Origin of the sequence: Agarivorans gilvus (assembly GCF_001420915.1) — a bacterium.
GTDB lineage: Bacteria > Pseudomonadota > Gammaproteobacteria > Enterobacterales > Celerinatantimonadaceae > Agarivorans > Agarivorans gilvus.
This window is the reverse complement of sequence record NZ_CP013021.1, coordinates 1,561,961-1,583,268: the sequence shown is the minus strand read 5'-3', so window position 1 is coordinate 1,583,268 and position 21,308 is coordinate 1,561,961. Positions and strand designations below refer to the sequence as shown.

Sequence of the window (21,308 nt, the reverse complement as noted above, 5' to 3'; positions counted from 1 at the left end):
ACATTAGAAATTCGGCTGCATTTGCGCAAGCCTTAGGGTTGAGAACTGCTAGCTTACGCACTGTTTTGTGCGCGCAGGGCATCTTGCCGCAGACTTACCATGACGCAGCGCAATTTTGTTCAATAAACTCAGCGTAAAGCCACCTATAGTGATGACTTTAAATGTATTGGGGAATGGCTTTTGAGTGTAATTCTATCGATGTTGATCTTTGCTTTAATTAGCGCTATTTCACCGGGCCCGGTGAATATTATTGCTAGCAGTGCTGCCGCCAACTTTGGTTTTCGTCAAGCGCTGCCCCATGTGGTGGGAGCCAGTCTTTGTTATTGCTTGGTGGTATTTACAGCAGGCTTAGCGCTTAATCTGACCTTAGATGTATTACCCGCCTTGACCCATCTATTGCAATATTTGGGAGCGGCATTTCTTTTATACATGGCGCTAAAAATTGCTTCGGCTCCCGTGAGTTTGCCGGGGCAACAAAATTTGGCTAAGCCTCCTAGTTTTTGGCAGGGGGTATTGGCTCAGGGTTTAAACCCCAAAGCGTGGTTAGTGGCTATGTCTGGAGTGAGTTTGTTTGTTGCGCCGCAGCAGCAAGCGGAATTTTATTTGTTGGTATTTTCTCTGATCTCTCTTATGGTTTGTTTAGTGGGAGTCGGCACATGGGCCGCTATTGGCTCGCTGATTTCCCGTTACTTGGGTTCGGCTTGGCGGCTGCGGGTGTTTAATTGCTCTATGGCGGCCCTGTTAGCCGGTTCGGTACTATCGCTGTTTATTTAGTTGGATTTGGCTTTGGCTTAAAGCATGGGGTTAACTATGAGCAACAATGCAAAACACCTGTTTAAACGCTTTGAACAACTTCCTTTTATGGAGCTACGGCAGGTTCAGCATTCGGCGGCTTGTTATCATAGCCATGCCCATGACGAATTTTCTTTTGGGGTGATCGATGCTGGCCAAGCCGTGTATAAAAACCAGACTCAGCAACACTCTATTGGTCAAGGACTAAGCGTCACCATTAACCCTGGTGATGTTCACTCCTGCAACCCTAAACAAGGGCAGTGGTCTTACCGAATGCTGTTTGTAGAAAGCGCCTGGGTGGGCCAAGTGCAGCAAGAAATGTTGGCTTGTCCAGCCAGCGATTACTTGGCTTTTGAGCGTCAGCTAGTTAGCGACAAACAAACTTATGCCCTGCTAAATCAGCTGTTTTTAAAGATTCAACTTGAGCAAAATCCGCTGGAACAAGAGAGCCTGTTGTTGGCGTTTTTTGAGCAACAGTTTGCCAGCCAACAGCGTTTTCGCAGCGATGTCAGCAGTGTGGCCAAACCCCAATTGCAGCGAGTCAGAGAGTGTATACAAGATCAATTGCAGCACAATCTTAGCTTAAGTGAGTTGGCAGCAATAGCTGGGCTGAGTCGTTATCACTTGGTGAGAAGCTTTAAGCAAGTTTATGGTTTATCGCCCCACGCTTTTCAGCTTAACCAGCGCATTAATCGAGCAAAAGGCTTATTGCGAGAGGGCCGTAGCATTGTCGATACCGCTAATCAACTCGGCTTTGCTGACCAGAGTCATTTTCAACGAAATTTCAAGAAGCGTATTGCGCTTACGCCAAGGCAATATCGAGCCTGTTTTACTTAAGCGTAGGGGCTGAAGGAGTTAACGCTGGGAAAGTAAGGCTCGTGGCGTGTAGCCACGAGCCTAGCCTTTAGAACAAGTAGCTGTACTGCATCGAGTAGTAGATAGCGTCGGAGCGAGTATGGCCAACCACTTCACCAATCACAGGAATGGCACTGCTTTCACGTACTTCCACATCTTCGCCGCGGACAAAGCCAAGACCAAAATCTATGCTCGAGTGTTTGTTGATGTAGTAACTCGCACCAACGGTATACCAGTTACGGTCAGAATCAGGTATTGATAAGGAACTGACTTCGTCCACCACACCTTTATCGTGCATGTAACCGGCGCGTAGTGCCCAGTTTGGGTTTAGCTGGTAGGTCGCTCCCACGCTAAATAACCATGAGTTTTTCCATTGGTAGCTTTTTACCGTTTGTTCCGGTAACGAACCTGTCACGGTAATATGGTCGAAGTCGCTCCAGCTGGTGTGCTGAGCGGTGTAATGTACCGCCCATTTGTGGTTGAGCTCGTGATAACCAGCAATTTGGAAAATATTTGGTAGTGGAATATGGATGTCATCATAAGACTGGCCTTGATACTCCACTTTGCCAGCCGCTTTAAAACTAGGGCTGACTCGGTAACTCATACCTAAACGGTTGTTATCGTTAATCTCGTAAGTGGCGCCAATAATGCCGCCCAGTGCCCAGCCATCGGCATCAACGTCAACCAATTTACTTTGAACGCCAGAGCCGCCAACAATTTCGCCTTGGCGCCTGAGTGTGCCTTGACCATATATAAGGTCGACCCCGGCACCAATGCTGAACTGCTGGTTGATGCGGTAAGACATACTCATATTAAAGGTTGAGGTGATGACTTCGGTATTACCAAACAAGTCCACCGGCGTGACTGGCGCGCCGCTGTTGTTAAGCTCGCTAATGTCTGTACCAGTACCAAAGTTACTGAAGGCGCCTACACCAACGGCAAAGTCATTATTGATCGGGTGAATGTAATAAATATTAGGAATGACTTTATCGCCAGCAGCATCGCCGACGCTGCCATACTCAACGGGGCCATAATTGACATCTTTAATGGTGACATCAACATCGGTATAAACGAGACCTAGTGACAACGCTTTTTGCTCAAACATCGCCATAGCTGCTGGGTTACGCGCCAATACCGAAGCATTGTCGGCTATCACCGCATCCCCTGAAAAGGCGCGACCAATACCAGTGGCAGACTGGCTATTTACCTGAAAGCCAGCGGCTAGGCTGTGGCCGCTGAGCAAGGTGGCGCTAAGGGCAGTTAGACTGAATATGCGTTTTTTCATGTAATGTTGGTCTCTAAGCTGATTTGTTATGGAGCGAGTTATAAAAATGGATTAATTGTTCTAATATCGGGCGCATATTAGGCAAGAGATAGCTCCGCTACAACTCCGACCAGAGTGTATATTCTATGGTTGGTTATCATTTTTGTAGTTTTGTTATCTGTTAAAAATAAAATTACTAAATAAAAATTTTATTTTTAACTGCTGTGGCGTAAGGACGAGGCTTGGTATTTTTTATTAGAAGATTAAACTCGTCGCAACGGTGTTGGGCAGGAGGTGAATGGTAATGATAGAGTTAATTAGCAAGTGTTTGTTTGCCAGTAACAGTATTGCTGCGAGTGCTTGCAGCATCTATTTTTTTTGGCTGGAGCGCTTGGCCATTGTTGTTTATTGGTATTGGTTTGTGGGTGCTGCTGTCATTACGCTTTACTGGGCTAAAGCCTATGGCACGAATACTTAGTAAAATTTCGGCGTTGCTAGCTCTATTAGGCTTGATGTTATTGATGTTAGCGGCGATGACTGGCGGGAGTTTTCATCTATCGCCGAGTAATGTGGTGCTGGCATTATTAATGGCGGGCATGGTGATTACCGGTTTTAGCGCTTTTTTCTGGAAATCGACAATCGACACCGACAGTCAATAACAAGGAAAAATCATGCTTAAAGGTTTTCATCATGTCGCGATTATTTGTTCTGATTATGCTCGCTCGAAACATTTCTATACCCAGATCTTAGGATTAAAGCCCATTGCCGAGAATTATCAGCCGCAGCGAAATAGCTATAAACTGGATTTAGCGCTTCCAGGAGGAGGGCAAATCGAACTGTTTGCCTTTGCCGAGGCTCCGCCTCGTCCCAGTTACCCGGAAGCTCAAGGCTTGCGGCATTTAGCTTTTGCGGTGGATGACATCGAACAGGCGGTGGCTGAGTTACGTAGCCACAATATTGCGGTGGAGGCCTTACGAGTTGATCCCTATACCGAGAAGCGCTTCACTTTTTTCAACGATCCCGATGGTTTGCCTCTAGAACTCTATCAGCTTTAGTCGGTTTATCTTTAATGGCGGCTGATCGAAGCCTATGGGCTACACGTAATGCTAGCAAGCAATTATTTTAGGGGTGGTGATGCAACATCAATTAGTCTGGTTTAGAAATGACCTTAGGGTCAGAGACAATCAAGCTTTAAGTCATGCGGTGGCCAGCAACCAAGCGGTACTTGCGGTATATCTGGCCTGTCCGCAGCAGTGGCAAGCCCATGAGCTTGCGCCGATTCAGGCAGATTTAATCGAGCGGCGCTTAGTGGCGTTACAGCAACAGTTGGCAGAGTTGAATATTCCTTTGTTGGCCGTGCATTGTTCCGACTTCACTAGCGTTCCACAGTGCTTATTACAGTTAGTTCAGCAGTATCAAATTGGCGCTGTGCATTTTCAGCAGCAATATGAGTTAAATGAACAAGGCCGTGACCAAGCCGTGCAGCAGAGCTTGAGCCAGCAGGGCGTTGAGGTAGTTAGTTACCATGGCGATTGCATATTGCCACCGGGCTCGGTGCTCACTAAGAGCCAACAAGTATTTAAGGTGTTCACTCCCTTTCGCAAGGCTTGGTTAAGCCAATTAGATGAAGCCTGTTTTAGCCCATTGGCCGCGCCAGCAGCGGTATTATCTTCATTACTGCCGGACAGTTTTAGCAAGCTCTTGGCTAAGCCTGAGCCAATCAAACTCGATTATGCCACCAGTAACAGCAGTGCTTGGCTGTGCGATGAAAGTGAGATTATTCAGTGTTTACGTGATTTTAGTGCGGTTAAGGCCGAGTCCTACCAGCAGTTACGTGATTTTCCGGCAGAGCCCGGCACCAGTAAGCTTTCGCCTTATCTGGCTTTAGGCATAATATCGCCCCGCCAATGCTTGGCCAGGCTCTATCATGACCACCCACAAGCGCTGGAAAGCCAGCAAGGGGGCGCTTTTGTTTGGTTAAGTGAGATTGTTTGGCGGGAGTTTTATCGCCACCTCATCGCGGCGTATCCGCAGCTTTGTAAAGGCCGAGCATTTCTAGACTGGACTGAGCGAGTTAATTGGCAGCATGATGAGCAGCTCTTAAAGGCATGGCAACAGGGACAAACTGGTTATCCGATAGTGGATGCGGCAATGCGCCAACTGGCAGCAACAGGCTGGATGCATAATCGCTTACGCATGATAGTTGCCAGCTTTCTCAGTAAAGACTTGTTGATTGATTGGCGCCACGGAGAGCGTTGGTTTATGCAACACCTAATTGATGGTGATTTTGCATCGAATAACGGTGGTTGGCAGTGGGCGGCCTCAACGGGTACCGATGCTCAACCCTATTTTCGAATTTTTAACCCGACTACGCAGGGGGAGCGCTTCGATCCTAAGGGAGAGTTTGTTCGTTACTGGTTACCCCAGTTAAGTGAGATTGCTGGGAAAAAGGTGCATCAGCCGCATAGCTGGGCTGAAAAAAGTGGCCAGTATTTGGCTTACCCCAAGCCCATCGTAGACCATGCCAAGCAGCGTAAATTGGCCCTGAGTTTATTTGAGCAGGCGAAAGCGAATATGGAAGACCTTGCCGATTAAGAAGAGTGGAGTTTAACTAGCTGCGGCGCAGGCGTACCACTTTCATGATTTCGAACGCTAAGCCAGCAGTAATTTGTCGGCTTGGGTAGTAACTTAAATTGACTCGGGCACCGCTAAGGTTTTGATAGCGTTGCTTACGCTTGTAAACAAAGGGTACATCATAGTCGCTCAGCATTAGCGTATGTACGACCCAGTCATCTTGTTCTCGCTGTACATGCGAACGCACCTTCATATTTTCTGAATGAATTAACTGAGGGCGTTTTTTTAACAATTTGTCTGGATCGTTATTCAACATTTCAGATTAGCCGTAAACACATAAATAAGCGGTTTCGGTGGGCACTTTAAGTTGGAACTTGGCGTTGCCCGGAACATTAAACTGCTGCCCATCTTGGTAGCTGACCCATTCAGTTTCGCCGGGTAATTTTACAATCAGTTCGCCGGCGATAACCACCATTAACTCAGGCTCGGCTGTGCCAAATTCATATTCACCTTCTGCCATTACGCCAACAGAAGAAGGCTTTTCTTTCCCTGCAAAGCCGATGGATTTTACCTTGCCGTCAAAGTACTCGTTGCTCTTTAACATTTCATTTCCTTGGTTGTTTTTATTGTACAAAATGGCAGGCTAGCATAATGTGAGCGAATTTGGATCGCCCAAGGAGCTATTTGAACAATGAGTGAGCAGCCTTCCCCTAGCGAAGCGCTTTTTGATAAAGCAATGTTACTAAAAGTGGCTCGTCATAAAATGCCTTTTGGTAAGTATGCAGGCAGAGAGATTATCCGTTTGCCGGAAGAATATTTGCTTTGGTTTGCCAATAAGCAGGGTTTTCCTAAAGGCGAATTGGGCCAGTTAATGGCCTTGGCTTTAGAGATACAGGTGGCGGGTTTAGAAAAACTGCTTTGGCCACTTATCGATACAAAGCAGCCATAACTTTAGTCGCAGACTGGTTGTTTTTTGTTCATCACTTTGCTAGCTTGTTAATTCTAAATACCTTTATTCAAAGCTTTAATTAAAATTTAACATTATTTAATGACTTTGCTCTGGATTTATTGAGTATTTAGTAGAGAATGTAAGTTGCTGTAGCAATGCTTGTTGATAGTCCAAAGTTTTTCGCTGTTCTAATATTTTAGGTGGGTTTAACTTTTTGTCGCTGGCTTGCCTAGCTAATACTACGTTAAATATGCACATGGAATATGAGAGGACGATAATGTCAGGTCAGGTATTATCTGGAACCGTTAAATGGTTCAACGACGAAAAAGGTTTTGGTTTTATTGCACAAGAGAAAGGTCCGGACGTATTTGTTCACTTTCGTGCCATTAATGGCAATGGACGCCGTACTTTGCTTGAAGGTCAAGCAGTAACGTTTGAAGTAGTTCAAGGTCAAAAAGGCCCACAAGCTGAGAATGTTACCGCGGTTTAATTATACGCCTAACATTTCAGCTAAAACGCTATCTATATTGATAGCGTTTTTTTTTGTTTACAGCTAAGTAAAATAAAAAATCTGACTGAAATATCCGTTACACAAGGACTTTGTTAGGCTGGGTGTTCAGATATATTGACAGTGGCTTGCTTAGCCCGCGTAATAGTCCTGTTTTGCTGGTGAGATGGAGTATGCCGTTATTTCGAAGTCTTGTTTAGTCCCCAACTTTCAAAACACTGTTGAACGTTTCTGGCGGTTTTCCCAGCATGTTTACGCTAACCCCGAATTGCAAAGCTTGTGTTTGAGTTTACAAGACAAGCAACAGCGTAATATAAACCTCTTGCTTTGGTTGAGCTTTTGCCAGCTACAACGTTGGACGGTAAACCTAGATCAGTTGTTGGGGCAAATTCACCATAGTGAACAAAAAATGACGCAGTTTCGCCGCCACCGAAAAACCATTAAACCTTTACTTAGTGATACCCAATATCAATTGTTATTGAAACACGAACTAAAACTGGAACGCCGTCAGCAGCAATTGTTAGTGCTTTGCCAGCAACGTCACCCAGGGGAGCAAGCTGCGGAGCAAGCCTTAAAAGCTTACTTGCAACAAGCTGAAGCGGCAGAAAGTTACCTGAGTAGGGTGAATGCTGCGTTAAGGGCTTAATCTTGATGTTGATAAAGCGTTTGATATAAGCCGGTTTGCGCAAGCAGTTGCTGGTGTTCGCCAGCTTGGCTAATTTTCCCGTCGTCTAATACATAGATTAGATCGGCTTGCTTAATCGCACTAAGTCTATGAGCAATGATTAAGGTAGTGCGCTGTTGCAAGAAGGCCTTAAGGTTACGATGTAGTTTTGCTTCGGTTTCGGTGTCTAAGGCCGAGGTCGCTTCATCTAGGATCACCACCTGCGGGTCGCTTAAGACCATTCGGGCAATCGCTAAACGTTGTTTTTGGCCGCCAGAGAGTTTGACTCCACTGCGCCCGACTAGGGTGTCGAGTTGCTCGGGTAATCGTTTTACCGTATCGGCTAATTCAGCAATGGCGAGGGCCTGCCACAGTGCGGCTTCACTGTGTTGTTTACCCATGCTTAAGTTTTCTCGAACGCTGGTATTAAATAAAATAGGTTGCTGTAGAACAGTGGCAATATTACTGCGAATGCAGGCATAGCCGACTTTCTCTATGGGCACGCCATCGAAGAGAATATCGCCACGGTCTTGTTGGTAGAGTCCTAATAATAAGTTAACCAAGGTGGACTTACCGCCACCGCTCACCGACACCAGCGCGACCTTCTTACCTGCGGGTAACTTAAGGCTAATGTCTTGGAGTACTGGAGACTCGGCCGTATAGCTAAAATCTACATTTTTGAAGTCGATATCAAATTGGCGCTGTTCGGCAAAGGGGTTGATTTCACAAGGGTAGTTGGGCTCTTGTTTCAGTTCAAATAGTTGATTAAGTCTAGCCAAGGCGGCATTGGCACTAAAGTAGCTATATTGAATATTGAGAATTTCTTGCACTGGTCCCATCATGAACCAGAGGTAACCAAACACCGCAAATATTTGGCCTACAGTGAGATCGGAAAATACCACCATTAACATGGCTATGGCGCGGAAAATCTCAAAGCCAACGAGAAAAATCGTGAAACTAAGGCGATTAACTGCGTCGGTTTTCCAATGCGAGGCAATCGCATGATCTTTTAATTCAGTGGCGGCATTCACCACCCGTGAAAAATAGTGGCCTTCACGCTGGCTGGCGCGCAATTGCTGAATGCTATCTAGGGTTTCAATCAGTGCTAATTGAAAGGCCTCAAAGGCGGCGTTTTCTCGTTTTTTTAAGTCTTTTACATGACGCCCAAAAGAGCGGGAGAAGTAAATTACCGCAGGGTTGAGTAGCAAAATGATTAAACCCAGTTGCCAGTCTATCCATAATAAAATCGCCGCAGTACCAATAATGGTAAGCACGGCCACTAGAAATTTAGACAGACTTTCGCTAATAAATTTATCGAGCGTTTCTACATCGGTCACACAGCGAGCGCTGATCCCACCAGAGCCCTGAGTTTCATATTCGCGCAGTTCCACCTTGGGCAGGTGATTGACTAGGCGCTCGCGGATCAAAAAACTAATTTGTTTGCCAATGAAGGTGAATTGTCGTGCCTGCAGCACACTAATCACCAGAGACATGAGGCGTAGGCTAATCACTACCAGCAAAATGCAAATAATATAAGCGCTAGCGCTGTGCCACTGTTGGGGAAGTAGCGATTGCATTAGCGCAACTGCTTGGCCTGGTTGCTTGAGTAAGACTTCATCAACCAATAGCGGCATAAGTAAGGGAATGGGGACGCTAACTAGTGTCGCCAATATTGCAATCAGGTGAGCGTAGACCAAGGGTTTTTTGTATTGAAATACTTGTTGGCGAATGGTTGCCCAAGTAAAACTGGAAGAGTGAGAAGCTGCCTGCATAATCTAAATAAGAATCTTTTTCATTTGTAGTGGCGCCAGTCTACGAAGACACTCATGAAAAAGCCAGTATTAGCAGCCAGTGATTGGCTGCTAATTGCCGATTGCTAGTCTTCGCTATTGTCTAAGTCACTAAGATTATCAACTTTCTTCTGGCGTTTAATGGGAGCATCACCCATATCTTTACCCACCACGAAGGTCTTATTGGTTTTCACCGCTGGCTTCTGTTGGTGCTTGCTGGCGGTTTTGGCTTTACGTTTTGGTGCTTGCTTACCAAGGCTAGGTTTGTGTTTCTTATTTGCCAGACCTTTAAATTTAGCTTCTAGGCCATCGAGGCTAATAAACTGAATTTTCTGTTCTAATAGGGCTTCGAGGTTTTTAAAACTGAACCAGTCTTTGGGGCCCACTAAAGAATAGGCTTGGCCTTGGTTACCTGCGCGGCCGGTGCGGCCAATACGGTGGACATATTCTTCCACATGTTTCGGCATATCAAAGTTAATTACGTGCGACACCTGCACGATGTCTAAACCACGAGAGGCTAAATCGGTGGTAAATAATACCTTTTGTTGGCCTCGGCTAAACTCGTCCATGATTTTATTACGCGCGCCTTGGCTTAAATCGGCGCTTAATGCAGAGCAGCGTAGCCCTTGCTCACTAAACAGTTGGGCTAGGCGCTCGGTATCGGCTCGAGTCGCGGTAAACACAATCGCCTGTTTAAGCGAGTCTTGCTTAAGAATTTCGCTAAGCTGTTGTTGTTTATGGTCTAAATGATCACTAAGTAAAAACTGTTGCTGAATATCTTGGTGCTGAGTAAAGCTAAAACCAACCGCAATACGCTCGGGTTCATTTAATAGTTTTAGTGCGAAGCTATTAATTGCTGCATCATCCAGCGTGGCCGAAAACATCAAGGTTTGGCGCTTGCGGTGGCTGGCGGCTTGATCAACTGAATTTAATTGTTCGGCGAAACCGAGATCTAGCATGCGGTCTGCTTCGTCGAGAATTAGCAGTTCTAAACCATCGAGGAATAGATGACGCTTACTTAAGTGGTCGGCTAAGCGCCCTGGTGTGGCCACGATTATCTGTGGCTCTTTGCGCAGCAATTTACTCTGGTCATTAAAGTTTTCCCCGCCGGTGATTAAACAGGCGCGAGTTTGAGTATTGGCTATCAATAAACGTAGCTGGGCAAAAACTTGTTTCGCTAGCTCTCGGGTTGGCGTCAGAATTAAGCAGCGAGCGTCTCGTTTTGATAAGGCGCGAGTTTTGAGCATGCGTTGCATGGCGGGTAATAAGTAGGCAAGGGTTTTGCCTGAGCCGGTTTTTGAAGAGGCCAATAGATCTTTTCCTGCCATGGCGGCGGGAATGGCTCTCGCTTGGATCTCGGTGGCTTCGCTAAAGCCCAAGTGTTGAATGGTTTTATTTAAGCGGGGATCTAGGCCAAATTCAGAAAACTGCAAGTTGTAACTCTCTTAACTAGTAAATTGATTGAGATTATAACGCTAAATGGCCGCACTAACATTAAGGATCCACTGATTGTGCTGTTTGCTGATGGTTTTTTATTGCACAGAAATACCAGTTTAGGTTTTTTTTAAGCAATAAGGCGTTGTTTGAGGTCAAGTAAATGTACCGCCCTAGATACATAACAACATAAAAAATAGGCATTTTATCTTGCGTATATCGGTTTAGCTTGCAATAGTTGAATTATTGCTCAATAGGTGACGTTAATAGGGCTAGGATAGCTAATGACCTCCAAATCCTCAGATACAAAGCGGAATTCGCGACGATTTTCATTTCAACTCCACTTGGTAGTGGTAATGATCATCATGCTATTTTCTAGCGGTTTGGTGATTGGCACCATCAATTACTTACATATCAGCGATATGGTGGCACAAAACCAAGCGCGAGCGCTGGACCAAGTGGGGCGAGCCACGGTAGCAGAACTAGAGAGTGTGATTTTCCCCGCTCAGCACTTTGTGAGTAGTTTAGCTGCGATGAACTTAACGATTAAGCAGTTGCAGCAAGATCAACAAAGTTGGCTGCCGATGCTATATGCCACTTTGCGTCAGCAGCGCGGCTTGTCGGCCATTTACATGGGTTATCAGAATGGTGATTTTTACTTAGTTAGAGCCCTCGATTCAGCAGAAAAAAAAGCGCTAGTGCAAGCGCCCGAGGGGGCGGTTCTGTTGGTCAGCCAAGTAATTAATGGGCTATCTCAGCAGCTCTTTTTTGATCAGCAGTTGCAGCCGATTATCGATGATACTCAACGCGATTATCGCCTTGACCCTCGCCAACGACCCTGGTTTAAATTGGCGATGCAGCAACCCACCATGGTGGTGGCTACGGCTCCTTACGTGTTTTATACCACTAAGCAAGTCGGCGTGACGTTTGCGCGAGCAAATACTCAGGCTAACATGGTGGTTGGTGCCGATATTACGCTGGCCAGTGTTTCCAGTAGTTTGCACAAGAACTTGATTAGCCCATCTTCTTTGCTGGTATTGTTTAATAAGGACTTTTCAGTGCTGGCTCATCAACGCCCAGATTGGATAGCTGAGCACATTAAATTTGATAATGAGCAGGTCATTTTACCGCGGTTAGATAGTCAGGACTTTGGGGTGATCTCTCGTTTGGCCGAATATTCGCAAAATCACCAAGTCAACTTTACCATCGAAGGCGAACATGAAGATTGGATTGGCCAGCTGGTAGAAATTAAGCTAAATACCGACTCGGGGAAGCCGCACCCATCGAAGGGCTGCACTTGGGTTTGGTTTCACCCGAGGATGAAGTATTAACCGACGCGCGCTTTGCCCGCGATCAATCCATCTTGTATAGCTTGTTAATTATCCTGTTGTCGATTCCTGTCGCTTGGTATGTGGCACGTTTAGTGGCAACGCCTTTGCAAGAGTTAATGAAGCAGAACGAAGCGATAATGGCTTTTGATTTCGACGCCACTAAGCAGGTGCATTCAGTCGTTTTAGAAGTTCACCAATTAAGCCGTATCACCGAACAGCTCAAAAAGACCATTAAACAGTTTGCTGATGTTTCAACTATGTTGGGTGAAGAAGATAACTTTGAACGCTTATTGAAGAAAAGTGTTCAGGAGATGCAAACCATTGTGGGTATGGAGTATGGCGCGATTTGGTTGAAGCAAGACCAACAGTTTGTACTGCAAACGAAACCAGCTAAAGACTTCCTGTTGCCTACGGCTTTTTCTTATAGTGATACTTTGTCACAGCCGCTAGTGCAGCACTTGCTGGACGGCACAACCAGCCCCACCACCAAATTTGTACAGTTTGAATATCAAGAACAAACTCTGGCGATGGTCGTTGCGCCACTGATTAACCAAGAACAAAAGTTAGTAGGCATGAGCGCGGCGTTTAGTTTTCAGCAGCGTAAGGTTATGCCTCGGGTTCTGTCATTTATTGACGCCTTGAGTAGCCTTGTGACTGTGGCCATTGAGAACCGACATTTAATCGAAACGCAGAAGAACTTACTGGAAGCCTTTATTCGTTTAACGGCGGGAGCGATTGATGCTAAGTCACCCTATACCGGTGGCCACTGCCAACGGGTGCCCGAGCTGACTAAGATGTTAGCCTCGGCGGCAGTTGAGCAACAACAGGGGGTATTTGCCGACTTCTCAATGAGTGAGGCGCAGTGGGAAGAATTATATATTGCTAGTTGGTTACATGATTGCGGCAAGGTAACCACCCCTGAATACGTGGTTGATAAGGCCACTAAGCTTGAGACGATTTATGACCGTATTCATGAAATTAGAACTCGCTTTGAAGTGCTTAAGCGTGATGCCCAGTTAGATTATTGGCAGCAAATTGCCAAGGGGGTGAGTGCCGAACAGCAGCAACAGTTGCAGCAACAGCTAGAGCAAACCCTGCAGCAGTTAGACGAGGAGTTTGCCTTTGTCGCCAAAGCGAATATAGGCGGCGAGTTTATGGAGCCACAAGACATTCAACGCTTGCAACAAATTGGGCAGCGCACTTGGCAGCGTACTCTAGATGATCGTTTAGGGCTGTCACATATGGAGTTGGATCGCCGCAATGAGCCACCGCGTAGTTTACCGGTCACCGAGTTCCTACTGGCCGATAAACCTGAGCACATTATTCATCGGCGCGAAGATGAGAAGATCAGCGATGATAACCCTTGGGGCTTTAAGCTGAATGTGCCTGAGTTTAAGTATAATCGCGGTGAGCTGTATAACTTGAGTATTGCTCGCGGCACCTTAACCGAAGAAGAGCGTTACAAAATTAACGACCACATTGTACAAACTATAATTATGCTCGATAAGTTGCCTTTCCCTGATCACTTAAAAGGCGTGCCGCAAATTGCTGGTGGTCACCATGAGAAAATGGATGGCAGTGGTTATCCGAAGCAGCTCACTAAAGAACAGATGCCAATCACCGCAAGAATGATGGCGATTGCCGATATTTTTGAAGCGCTCACCGCGGTAGACCGCCCCTATAAAGAGGGTAAGAGTTTGAGCCAATCACTAAAAATTATGCGTTTTATGTGTGATGACCAGCATATTGATGCGGATATCTTCGCCTTGTTTTTAAACTCGGGCATTTACTTGGATTACGCCAAGGCCTATCTCAAACCAGAGCAGATAGATGAGGTAGACATTAACGATTATTTGCCGCAGAACGCATAGTCAAGGCTCTACGTTACAACCTCGCGCTTTGGCGCTATTGAGCGCAAATAGTCTAGCTGTCCTCGCACTGAGTTAGCCGAAGTTGATGCTGTTTATGGGGCAAGCCTATTCGCGGAGCTTCGGGTTAAATCTTTTTGCATCCAGTTTATCTCGAGTGTTGTTTGCGGCTCGATTTACCAGAGCACGCTATTGGGAATATAGTGTAGAGCCAGCCAATGCTCGTTCGCCTTTGTCCTGTTCATTTTCTGATGTTTATCACCCAAATAAGCTCTTTTAATTGAGTTTTATATCTACAGTTGGAGTTTTTAACGTGTTGTTTTTATTGGCTTAGTGCTTTGAAAACTCTCTGGGTCTCAGGTGTTTTTTGCTATATTTAAGTGATGATGAATAGTGGCCGTTGAGTTTGCCTATTCAGTTTGTTATTAATGCTAGGCTTAGAGTTTCAACATAGATAAGGATGGCTTGTGTTCTGGAGTGAATTTTTAACCGTGGTGGTGGTGCATTTGTTGGCGGTGGCATCGCCTGGTCCCGATTTGGCGGTAGTGCTTAAAAATAGTATTTCCCTAGGGCGTCGTTCAGCCATTTTCACTTCAATTGGCGTTGGCTGCGGTATTTTGGTTCATGTTTGTTATTCAGTATTAGGCATTGGTCTTATTATTTCTCAATCCATCTGGTTGTTTAATATAATCAAATGGATGGGCGCTGCGTATCTTATTTGGATTGGTATTCAGGGCTTGCGAGCTAAGCAGAGACAAATGCCAGAGCTCGCTGTTTCGCCAGAGCTTAAATTAAGCGATCGCCGCGCTTTCATCAGTGGATTCATGACCAATGGTTTAAATCCCAAGGCCACCTTGTTCTTCTTATCGCTATTTACCGTAGTGATACAAACCAGTACGCCATGGCCGGTGCAATTGGCTTATGGTTTGTACATGGTGCTAGCAACGATGCTGTGGTTTTGCATGGTGTCTTGGCTGTTTAGTACTGCACGCGTGCGGAGTAAATTTATGCAAGTAGGCCATTGGTTTGACCGAACCATGGGCGTGGTATTGGTGAGTTTGGGAATTCGTTTGCTTTTGAGTAGTCGAAGTTAATAACAGTTTAGGTAAAACGGGAGCACCATGAAGGCTGCCAGTTGGATGAGAAAAAGGCTTAGCGCTTGGCAAGCTAGCAAACGCTGGCAACGAGTAACGACCTATTTGGCCTGCGTATTTGTTTTGTACCTCGTGGTTTCACTGACCTTGCTACCTTGGCTGCTAAAGCAGCAACTGGAAAAACAATTAAGCGAACTGAGTGGTCACCCGGTAAGTGTGCAACAAGTGAGTTTCCATCCACTTAAGTTATCGCTAACTCTAAGGCAGTTTGCCATCGCGGAATTGGAGCCAGAAGCCCCTCAAGCACTACTCAGTTTTGAGCGTTTATACGTCGACTTCAGCCTTAGCTCGTTATTTTACTGGAGCTGGAACTTTGAAAGCTTCGAATTAGATGGCTTGTTCTTTCATCTAAGCCGACTAAAAGATGGCTCCTTAAACATTGCTAGTTTATTCCCCCCATCAGAAGCAGAGCCAGAAGCTCGCGATGAAGAAAGCGCGGCTAGCGTGCCTAGATTGCGGGTCGATAATTTTGTCCTTCGTCAAGCAGAGCTCAGCCTTAGCGACTACCAACCCGAGCAGCCGATTGACCTTTCTATTTCGCGTTTTGACTTAGCTTTTAGCGATTTCTATACCCAAAAAACCGGTAATGATGCCAATGCCTACCAAATTAATGCGCAAGTAGGAGATGGTGGGCAACTTGCTTGGCGCGGTTTGCTGGATCTGCCTGCCTCGCAGATCTCTGGCCAGCTTAGCCTCAGCGATTTGCACTTGCTTAATCTGTTTGATTTTCTGCGCCCTTATACCGATATGAGAATCACTCAAGGGACCGTATCGATTAGCACGGATTACCTAATTGACTATCAGAATGCTTTTAACCTGAGCACCCAAAACGGGCGCTTGGCTATCGATAGTTTTGAGCTTGAAGCCTTTGCTCAACCCAGGGCCAGTTTTGAGGTTTTGAGTTTGCAAAACATGGCATTTGATTTGCGCCAAGGCCAAGTTGAGCTGGGAGACATCGCACTGAATGATGCACACTTGGTAGCAAACTTTTCGGCAGACTCTCAGCTAGATTGGTTGTCGTGGCTTGATCTGGCGTCTTTCGCTGCAGAGCCAGAGCCAGAGCCAGAGCCAGAGCCAGAGCCAGAGCCAGAGCCAGAGCCAGAGCCCACAGCCGCGCCAACTACTGCTACTTCGGCCATGCCATTAGAGGCTCAAACCACCGCCGAGGAGCAAAGCATCCAAAGTGCTTGGCGAGTGTCTAGTCATAGTATTGAGCTAAATCAGCTGGCCTTGGAGCTAGGAGAATCCTGGCTGGGTAGCCAGAAAACCCATCAGCTCGTTTTAGAGCAAGTCAAAGTAGGGCCCTTTAATAGTGACATGCAGCAGCAGACTCCACTTTCCCTGCAAGCGCGTGTCTATGAAGAAAGTCCGCTGCAAGCAGAGCTGTTGTTTGATGGGCCTACGCAGCGGTTAAGCGGTGAGGTGGGTTTAAGCCAGTTGCCGTTAAGTCAGCTTGAAAAGTGGTACCGGCCCTTTGTTAAATTAAATTTGCAGCAAGGGCGCTTGTCTTTTAATAGCCAACTGGAAGTCTCTTTAGCCGAGCCTTTTAACATAGCGAGCCATGATGGCGAGCTGCAAGTGGAACAGCTGAACTTGGTTCAAAGCGCAACGCCACAATCATCATGGCTGAGTAATCAGTCGCTTATCGCCAGTGGTATTAGTTTTAACCTCAACCAGCAGGTGCTTTCCATTGCCAAGCTAGATAGCCAAGATTTGCAATTTAATGCAGCCATTAATCAGCAGGGTGAGTTAGACTTTTTGCAAGACTTGGGGCTCGCCCCTTCGGCAGAGACCGAGGCGGCAGTCGCAGAGGCTTCAGAGTCGCCCAAAGAGCCGACTTGGCTGGTTAATATTGCCGAGTTAGATGCTCGTGATACACGAGTGAATTTTACCGAGTCTTTTTCCGGCCAAGCTCTTGAGCACCAAGTGTTGGCGCCACAACTTAGCCTTCGTGAGCTCAGTTCAAACTTAGCCACGCCAATTGCACTTGAGCTGCAACTTGAAGCCGAGCAAGGCGGGGTACTAGATCTACAAGGACAGCTTGATATTGCCCAGCAACAGGCCGATTTAGCCTTGCAAGTAAAACAATGGCAATTGGCTTTCTATCAGCCCTATCTAGCCCAATTTACTGAGCTGGCCTTAGACTCGGCGGCTTTAACTAGCGAGCTTAAATTACAATTAAGTTGGTTAGAGCAGCCTGCGCTGAAATTACAGGGGCCGCTGCGCATAGATAACCTAGATCTAAAAGATCAACGTAGCCAGTCAGATTTATTAAAATGGTCTAGCTTCACTCTGAGTGACATTGATTTGGATAGCGCCAAGCAAACGCTGGCCTTGGGGGAGATGAACTTCAATCAACCCTATTTTTTGATTGAGATTGCCGATGATTTCTCAACTAATCTCTCCGGCATCGTTAAATCCTCTGGCTCAGCAGAACCTAGCCAAGGCTCATCTGAAGCCGCTTCAAGCGCTACGCCTTGGCAAATCACCCTCGCTAATACCCAAGTTAGCCAAGGTTTGGTAGATTTTGCCGACCGTTCATTAAGCCCTAACTTTTCCGCTCGAATCGAACAGGTGGAAGGCCATTTAGGGGCGCTCACTGAAAATCCCGAACAACTGGCGGATGTGAGCCTTAGTGGTGAGGTAGACGGCTATGCACCAGTGAGCTTTGCTGGACAGGTGGCTCCGTTGGCAAGTCAGCCAAAATTTGATGCCGCCTTGGACTTTAGCCATTTGGAGCTGACTCGCTTAAGTGCCTATTCGGGGACCTATGCCGGCTACGTCATTGAGCGTGGACAGATGTCTTTGGCCTTGGCTTATAAATTACAGCAAGGCCAATTGCAGGGTTCTAACCAAGTGTATATAGAGCAGTTACAGTTAGGGCAACGCACCAATAGCGACAAAGCGACCTCTTTGCCGGTGGAATTGGCGATAGCCTTGCTAGAGGATGATAAAGGAGTCATCGATTTAGGTTTGGAAGTTAGCGGCGATGTGAATGACCCCGACTTCAATGTGGCGGGGCTAGTATTTAAGGCCCTAGGTAATGCGATTAAAAAGATCATCACTTCGCCTTTTTCCTTATTGGGTTCTTTAATTGGTAGCGATGAAATGCTAAATCAGCTGGTATTTGATGCCGGTAGCAGTCAGTTACAAGAGCAACAAAATAGTAAGCTAGCAAGTTTAGTTGAGGGTTTAGCTAAGCGGCCACAATTAAAAATGGCAATTATTGGCTCGGTCGACCCAGTGCTGGATGTGCCGGTATTAAAACGTCAACACCTAGCCGAAGAGTTAAATCAGCAAGCCAAACTAGAGCTGCCCATCGAGCAGATTAACTTAAGTAAGGTGCTTGAAGAACCGGCGCTGCGCCGAGCCCTAGAGTTATTATCTCAGCAACGCTTGGAAGAAAGTCTTCGCCAAGAGCAGCGCAAGCAGATCTCTGCCAAACTGCGGGAGCAACAACAGTTGAGTCCAGAAAATGTCAATCTGGAACTATATAGTCTGTGGTATCAATTGCTGGTGGAGCAAATAGAGATCACTGACGGCGAGCTCGAAGCGCTGGCCGAGCAGCGCGCGATTGCGGTGAAAGATGCCTTAACCGAACAACACGGCTTGGCCTTAGAACGCGCTTTTGTTGAGCGTAAGGCCTTGCCACAGCAAAGCGGTAAAGCTGAGGTGAGCCTGAGTATTCTTACCCAATAAGCCAGCACAGCTTGTTTTCCCAAGCGGCTTAGTGATAATGCTCGGGTATTTTATTAGGAATTAGCCCATGCAAGCGCTTCGTTTAGTGGCAGAACACGACGATTTTATTATTGTGAACAAGCCTTCAGGGCTTAATTTTCATACTGAGTCTGGGCAGCTTGGCGTGGTTGAATTGGCGCGTCAGCAGTTTGAACAGGACTTATGGCCAGTACATCGATTGGATAAGTTAACCTCCGGCCTGTTGATATTGGCGAAAAACAAAGCCGCGGCAGCCAGCTTTCAGGATTTATTTAGCCAAGGCTTAATTAATAAGTATTATTTAGCGATTGCCAGCCATAAACCTAAGAAAAAACAGGGCTTAATCAAAGGCGACATGCTAAAAGCCCGCAATGGCAGTTGGAAGTTGGGACATACCTTAAGTAATCCGGCGGTGACGCAGTTTTTTAGCTATTCCTTAATGCCTAGGCGACGCTTGTTCTTGTTAAAACCGCATACCGGGCGAACCCACCAGCTACGTGTAGCACTGAAAAGCCTGGGCGCCCCCATTCTTGGTGATAGCCGTTATGGTGGTGATGCGGCCCAGCGCGGTTATTTACACGCCTTTGCCTTGCAATTTACTTGGCAGCAGCAGCTGTTGAGCTATGTAGGTTTAGATAACTTAGACGGCGAGTTTACTGAGTATCAAATACAGGAAAAAATCGCCAGTTTGTTGCAGCCTTGGTTACAGCCTTTTCCTTCTTTGGGAGCGAAATCTTAGCCATAAAAAAAGCCGCAGTAGCGGCTTTTTTAGTTTTGCTCTGAAGTGTTTAGGCTTCGTTAGCCGATTTTAGGCTAGGAGCGTCCACTTCATCTAAGTCGTCTTCACCAATGCCTTTGAGTTTGGCAATTAGTAGGCCGGTAATCACTAGAGTGAATACCACACCCGCAACGGTTGAGATGGTCATCGGTAGGCCAAAACCTAAAGTGCTTGAGTTAAGGATGAAGGTAGTCACAACCGTGGTCATAAACATCGCTGGTACCGTAGTGATCCAGTGGAATTTATTGTGACGCAACAAGTAGGCAGTGGCTGTCCATAACATCATTACTGCGGTAGTTTGGTTGGCGAAACCGAAGTAGCGCCAAATAATACCGAAGTCTACCTGAGTAAGAATACCGCCAATCACGAAGATAGGAAGGGCGATGAGTAAGCGGTTCTTAATCGGTTTTTGCGATAGGTTGAAGTATTCAGCCAAGATTAAGCGGCTTGAACGGAAGGCCGTATCGCCAGAGGTAATAGGCAGAATCACTACGCCAAGGAAAGCTAAGATTCCACCAAATACACCTAATAAACCGAATGAAGCATCATAAACCACTTTACCTGGCCCACCACTTGATACAGCGGCTTGTAAACCTTCAACAGAATCGAAGAATGACAGAGCGATAGCACACCAGATAAGGGCGATAACCCCTTCACCGATCATTGCGCCATAGAATACGAAGCGACCGTTTTTCTCGTTTTCTACGCAGCGCGCCATCAGCGGTGACTGAGTAGCATGGAAACCAGAGATAGCACCACAGGCAATGGTAATAAATAGCGCAGGCCATAACGGTAAGTTATTAGGGTTCATGTTGCTGAACATTTGGCTGACTTCAAAGCTGCCCATCACTTGGTGCTCGCTAGAAAATGCTACAGCGGTAATTAGACCTACCGACATAAAGATTAACAGCGCGCCAAACAAGGGGTAGAAGCGACCAATGATTTTGTCGATGGGCACAATGGTAGCAATGATGTAGTAAATGAAAATAACGCTGACCATGGTACCTAGGCCAAGGCTTACACCGGCTTGGTCGTTGATAAGGTTGGTTAACATTCCCGCAGGAGCCGACACAAATACCACGCCCACTAGTAGCAGCAATACAATGGCGAAGAGGTTCATAAAGTGGCGAGCACTTTTACCGAGGTAGCGGCCTGATAATGCAGGAACCGAAGCGCCGCCATTGCGTACCGACAACATACCTGAGAAGTAGTCGTGAGTAGCGCCAGCAAATATACAGCCTACAACAATCCATAACATCGCGGCTGGGCCGTATAAAGCGCCCATGATTGGGCCAAAGATTGGGCCCACACCAGCAATGTTGAGTAGTTGGATTAAGTACACTTTTTTCTTCGACATCGGCACGTAGTCAACACCATCTTGCTTGGTGTAAGCAGGCGTTTGTCGTTTTTCTTTAATGCCAAAGACCTTTTCTACGAAAGCCCCGTAGATGAAGTAGCCGCCGAGTAGTGCAGCAACTGAAACTAGAAACCAAAGCATGTTGTCCTCTCAATACTTAGTTGTAATCGAGCACAGTGTAGTGAAAAGGGTTTCTTAGCGCCGCCGCTGTTTCACTAAGCGGCGCTATGTGTTGCTGAGTGGTCGAAATAGCTTTTTAGCGGCGGGCTAAAA

Annotated in this window: 19 protein-coding genes; 13 read left to right on the top strand and 6 right to left on the bottom strand. The window is 46.4% G+C overall.

Annotated features, from left to right (window positions below; all coding sequences use genetic code 11):
* Nucleotides 1-180: 180 nt before the first annotated feature.
* Together AR383_RS07410 and AR383_RS07405 are read left to right on the top strand one after the other, a co-directional pair.
* Nucleotides 181-774 (top strand): LysE family translocator, encoded by a 594-nt coding sequence (locus AR383_RS07410; protein WP_229711174.1) that lies wholly within the window; start codon nt 181-183, stop codon nt 772-774.
* Nucleotides 775-810: 36 nt separating this feature from the next.
* Complete coding sequence (locus AR383_RS07405; RefSeq protein WP_055732557.1) at nt 811-1,629, top strand: helix-turn-helix domain-containing protein; 819 nt, start codon at nt 811-813, stop codon at nt 1,627-1,629.
* 67 nt (nt 1,630-1,696) lie between these two features.
* Here AR383_RS07405 and AR383_RS07400 read toward each other — a convergent pair whose 3' ends face one another.
* A complete protein-coding gene (locus AR383_RS07400; protein ID WP_055732556.1) occupies nt 1,697-2,932 on the bottom strand; it encodes an OmpP1/FadL family transporter in 1,236 nt (411 codons plus the stop codon).
* A 311-nt stretch (nt 2,933-3,243) separates the two neighbouring features.
* Here AR383_RS07400 and AR383_RS07395 point away from each other — a divergent pair, with 311 nt between their 5' ends.
* From AR383_RS07395 to phrB, 3 genes are all read left to right on the top strand, one after another.
* Nucleotides 3,244-3,570, top strand: coding sequence for a hypothetical protein (locus AR383_RS07395; protein WP_055732555.1), 327 nt, complete (start codon nt 3,244-3,246; stop codon nt 3,568-3,570).
* 12 nt (nt 3,571-3,582) lie between these two features.
* Nucleotides 3,583-3,966, top strand: coding sequence for an SMU1112c/YaeR family gloxylase I-like metalloprotein (gene gloA2, locus AR383_RS07390; RefSeq protein WP_055732554.1), 384 nt, complete (start codon nt 3,583-3,585; stop codon nt 3,964-3,966).
* Nucleotides 3,967-4,045: 79 nt separating this feature from the next.
* Nucleotides 4,046-5,506 (top strand): deoxyribodipyrimidine photo-lyase, encoded by a 1,461-nt coding sequence (gene phrB / locus AR383_RS07385; RefSeq protein WP_055732553.1) that lies wholly within the window; start codon nt 4,046-4,048, stop codon nt 5,504-5,506.
* Nucleotides 5,507-5,522: 16 nt separating this feature from the next.
* Here phrB and AR383_RS07380 read toward each other — a convergent pair whose 3' ends face one another.
* A complete protein-coding gene (locus AR383_RS07380) occupies nt 5,523-5,801 on the bottom strand; it encodes a hypothetical protein (protein WP_198150216.1) in 279 nt (92 codons plus the stop codon).
* 6 nt (nt 5,802-5,807) lie between these two features.
* Entirely contained in the window at nt 5,808-6,089 is a 282-nt protein-coding gene (gene ppnP, locus AR383_RS07375; protein ID WP_055732552.1) for a pyrimidine/purine nucleoside phosphorylase, read from the bottom strand.
* An 87-nt stretch (nt 6,090-6,176) separates the two neighbouring features.
* Between ppnP and AR383_RS07370 the strand changes: the two genes are divergently transcribed.
* The 3 genes from AR383_RS07370 (at nt 6,177) to AR383_RS07360 (ending at nt 7,588) form a co-directional block, all read left to right on the top strand.
* Nucleotides 6,177-6,434, top strand: a complete 258-nt coding sequence (locus tag AR383_RS07370) for a DUF3820 family protein (RefSeq protein ID WP_055732551.1) — start codon at nt 6,177-6,179, stop codon at nt 6,432-6,434.
* 277 nt (nt 6,435-6,711) lie between these two features.
* Entirely contained in the window at nt 6,712-6,924 is a 213-nt protein-coding gene (locus AR383_RS07365) for a cold-shock protein (RefSeq protein ID WP_055732550.1), read from the top strand.
* Between the two features lie 184 nt (nt 6,925-7,108).
* The gene (locus tag AR383_RS07360) at nt 7,109-7,588 is read left to right on the top strand and encodes a DUF2390 domain-containing protein (RefSeq protein ID WP_055732549.1); all 480 of its coding nucleotides are present in this window, start codon (nt 7,109-7,111) and stop codon (nt 7,586-7,588) included.
* Here the strand turns inward: AR383_RS07360 and AR383_RS07355 are convergent.
* Nucleotides 7,585-9,378, bottom strand: coding sequence for an ABC transporter ATP-binding protein (locus AR383_RS07355; protein WP_055732548.1), 1,794 nt, complete (start codon nt 9,376-9,378; stop codon nt 7,585-7,587). The genes AR383_RS07360 and AR383_RS07355 overlap by 4 nt on opposite strands.
* Before the next feature lie 104 nt (nt 9,379-9,482).
* Entirely contained in the window at nt 9,483-10,829 is a 1,347-nt protein-coding gene (locus AR383_RS07350; RefSeq protein ID WP_055732547.1) for a DEAD/DEAH box helicase, read from the bottom strand.
* Between the two features lie 357 nt (nt 10,830-11,186).
* Here AR383_RS07350 and AR383_RS07345 point away from each other — a divergent pair, with 357 nt between their 5' ends.
* From AR383_RS07345 to AR383_RS07325, 5 genes are all read left to right on the top strand, one after another.
* A complete protein-coding gene (locus AR383_RS07345; protein ID WP_055732546.1) occupies nt 11,187-12,161 on the top strand; it encodes a cache domain-containing protein in 975 nt (324 codons plus the stop codon).
* On the top strand, nt 12,128-14,032 hold the full coding sequence (locus AR383_RS07340; protein ID WP_055732545.1) for an HD domain-containing phosphohydrolase: 1,905 nt from the start codon (nt 12,128-12,130) through the stop codon (nt 14,030-14,032). Before AR383_RS07345 ends, AR383_RS07340 begins: the two co-directional genes overlap by 34 nt.
* A gap of 464 nt (nt 14,033-14,496) precedes the next feature.
* Nucleotides 14,497-15,123 carry a LysE family translocator gene (locus tag AR383_RS07335; RefSeq protein ID WP_055732544.1) on the top strand — a complete coding sequence of 209 codons (627 nt, stop codon included), beginning with the start codon at nt 14,497-14,499 and terminating at the stop codon, nt 15,121-15,123.
* Between the two features lie 27 nt (nt 15,124-15,150).
* Complete coding sequence (locus AR383_RS07330) at nt 15,151-18,882, top strand: DUF748 domain-containing protein (protein ID WP_055732543.1); 3,732 nt, start codon at nt 15,151-15,153, stop codon at nt 18,880-18,882.
* Between the two features lie 67 nt (nt 18,883-18,949).
* The gene (locus tag AR383_RS07325) at nt 18,950-19,639 is read left to right on the top strand and encodes a TIGR01621 family pseudouridine synthase (protein WP_055732542.1); all 690 of its coding nucleotides are present in this window, start codon (nt 18,950-18,952) and stop codon (nt 19,637-19,639) included.
* A 49-nt stretch (nt 19,640-19,688) separates the two neighbouring features.
* Here AR383_RS07325 and AR383_RS07320 read toward each other — a convergent pair whose 3' ends face one another.
* Nucleotides 19,689-21,176: a carbon starvation CstA family protein gene (locus AR383_RS07320; protein ID WP_055732541.1), complete on the bottom strand. Its 1,488-nt coding sequence runs from the start codon at nt 21,174-21,176 to the stop codon at nt 19,689-19,691.
* Between the last annotated feature and the right edge of the window lie 132 nt (nt 21,177-21,308).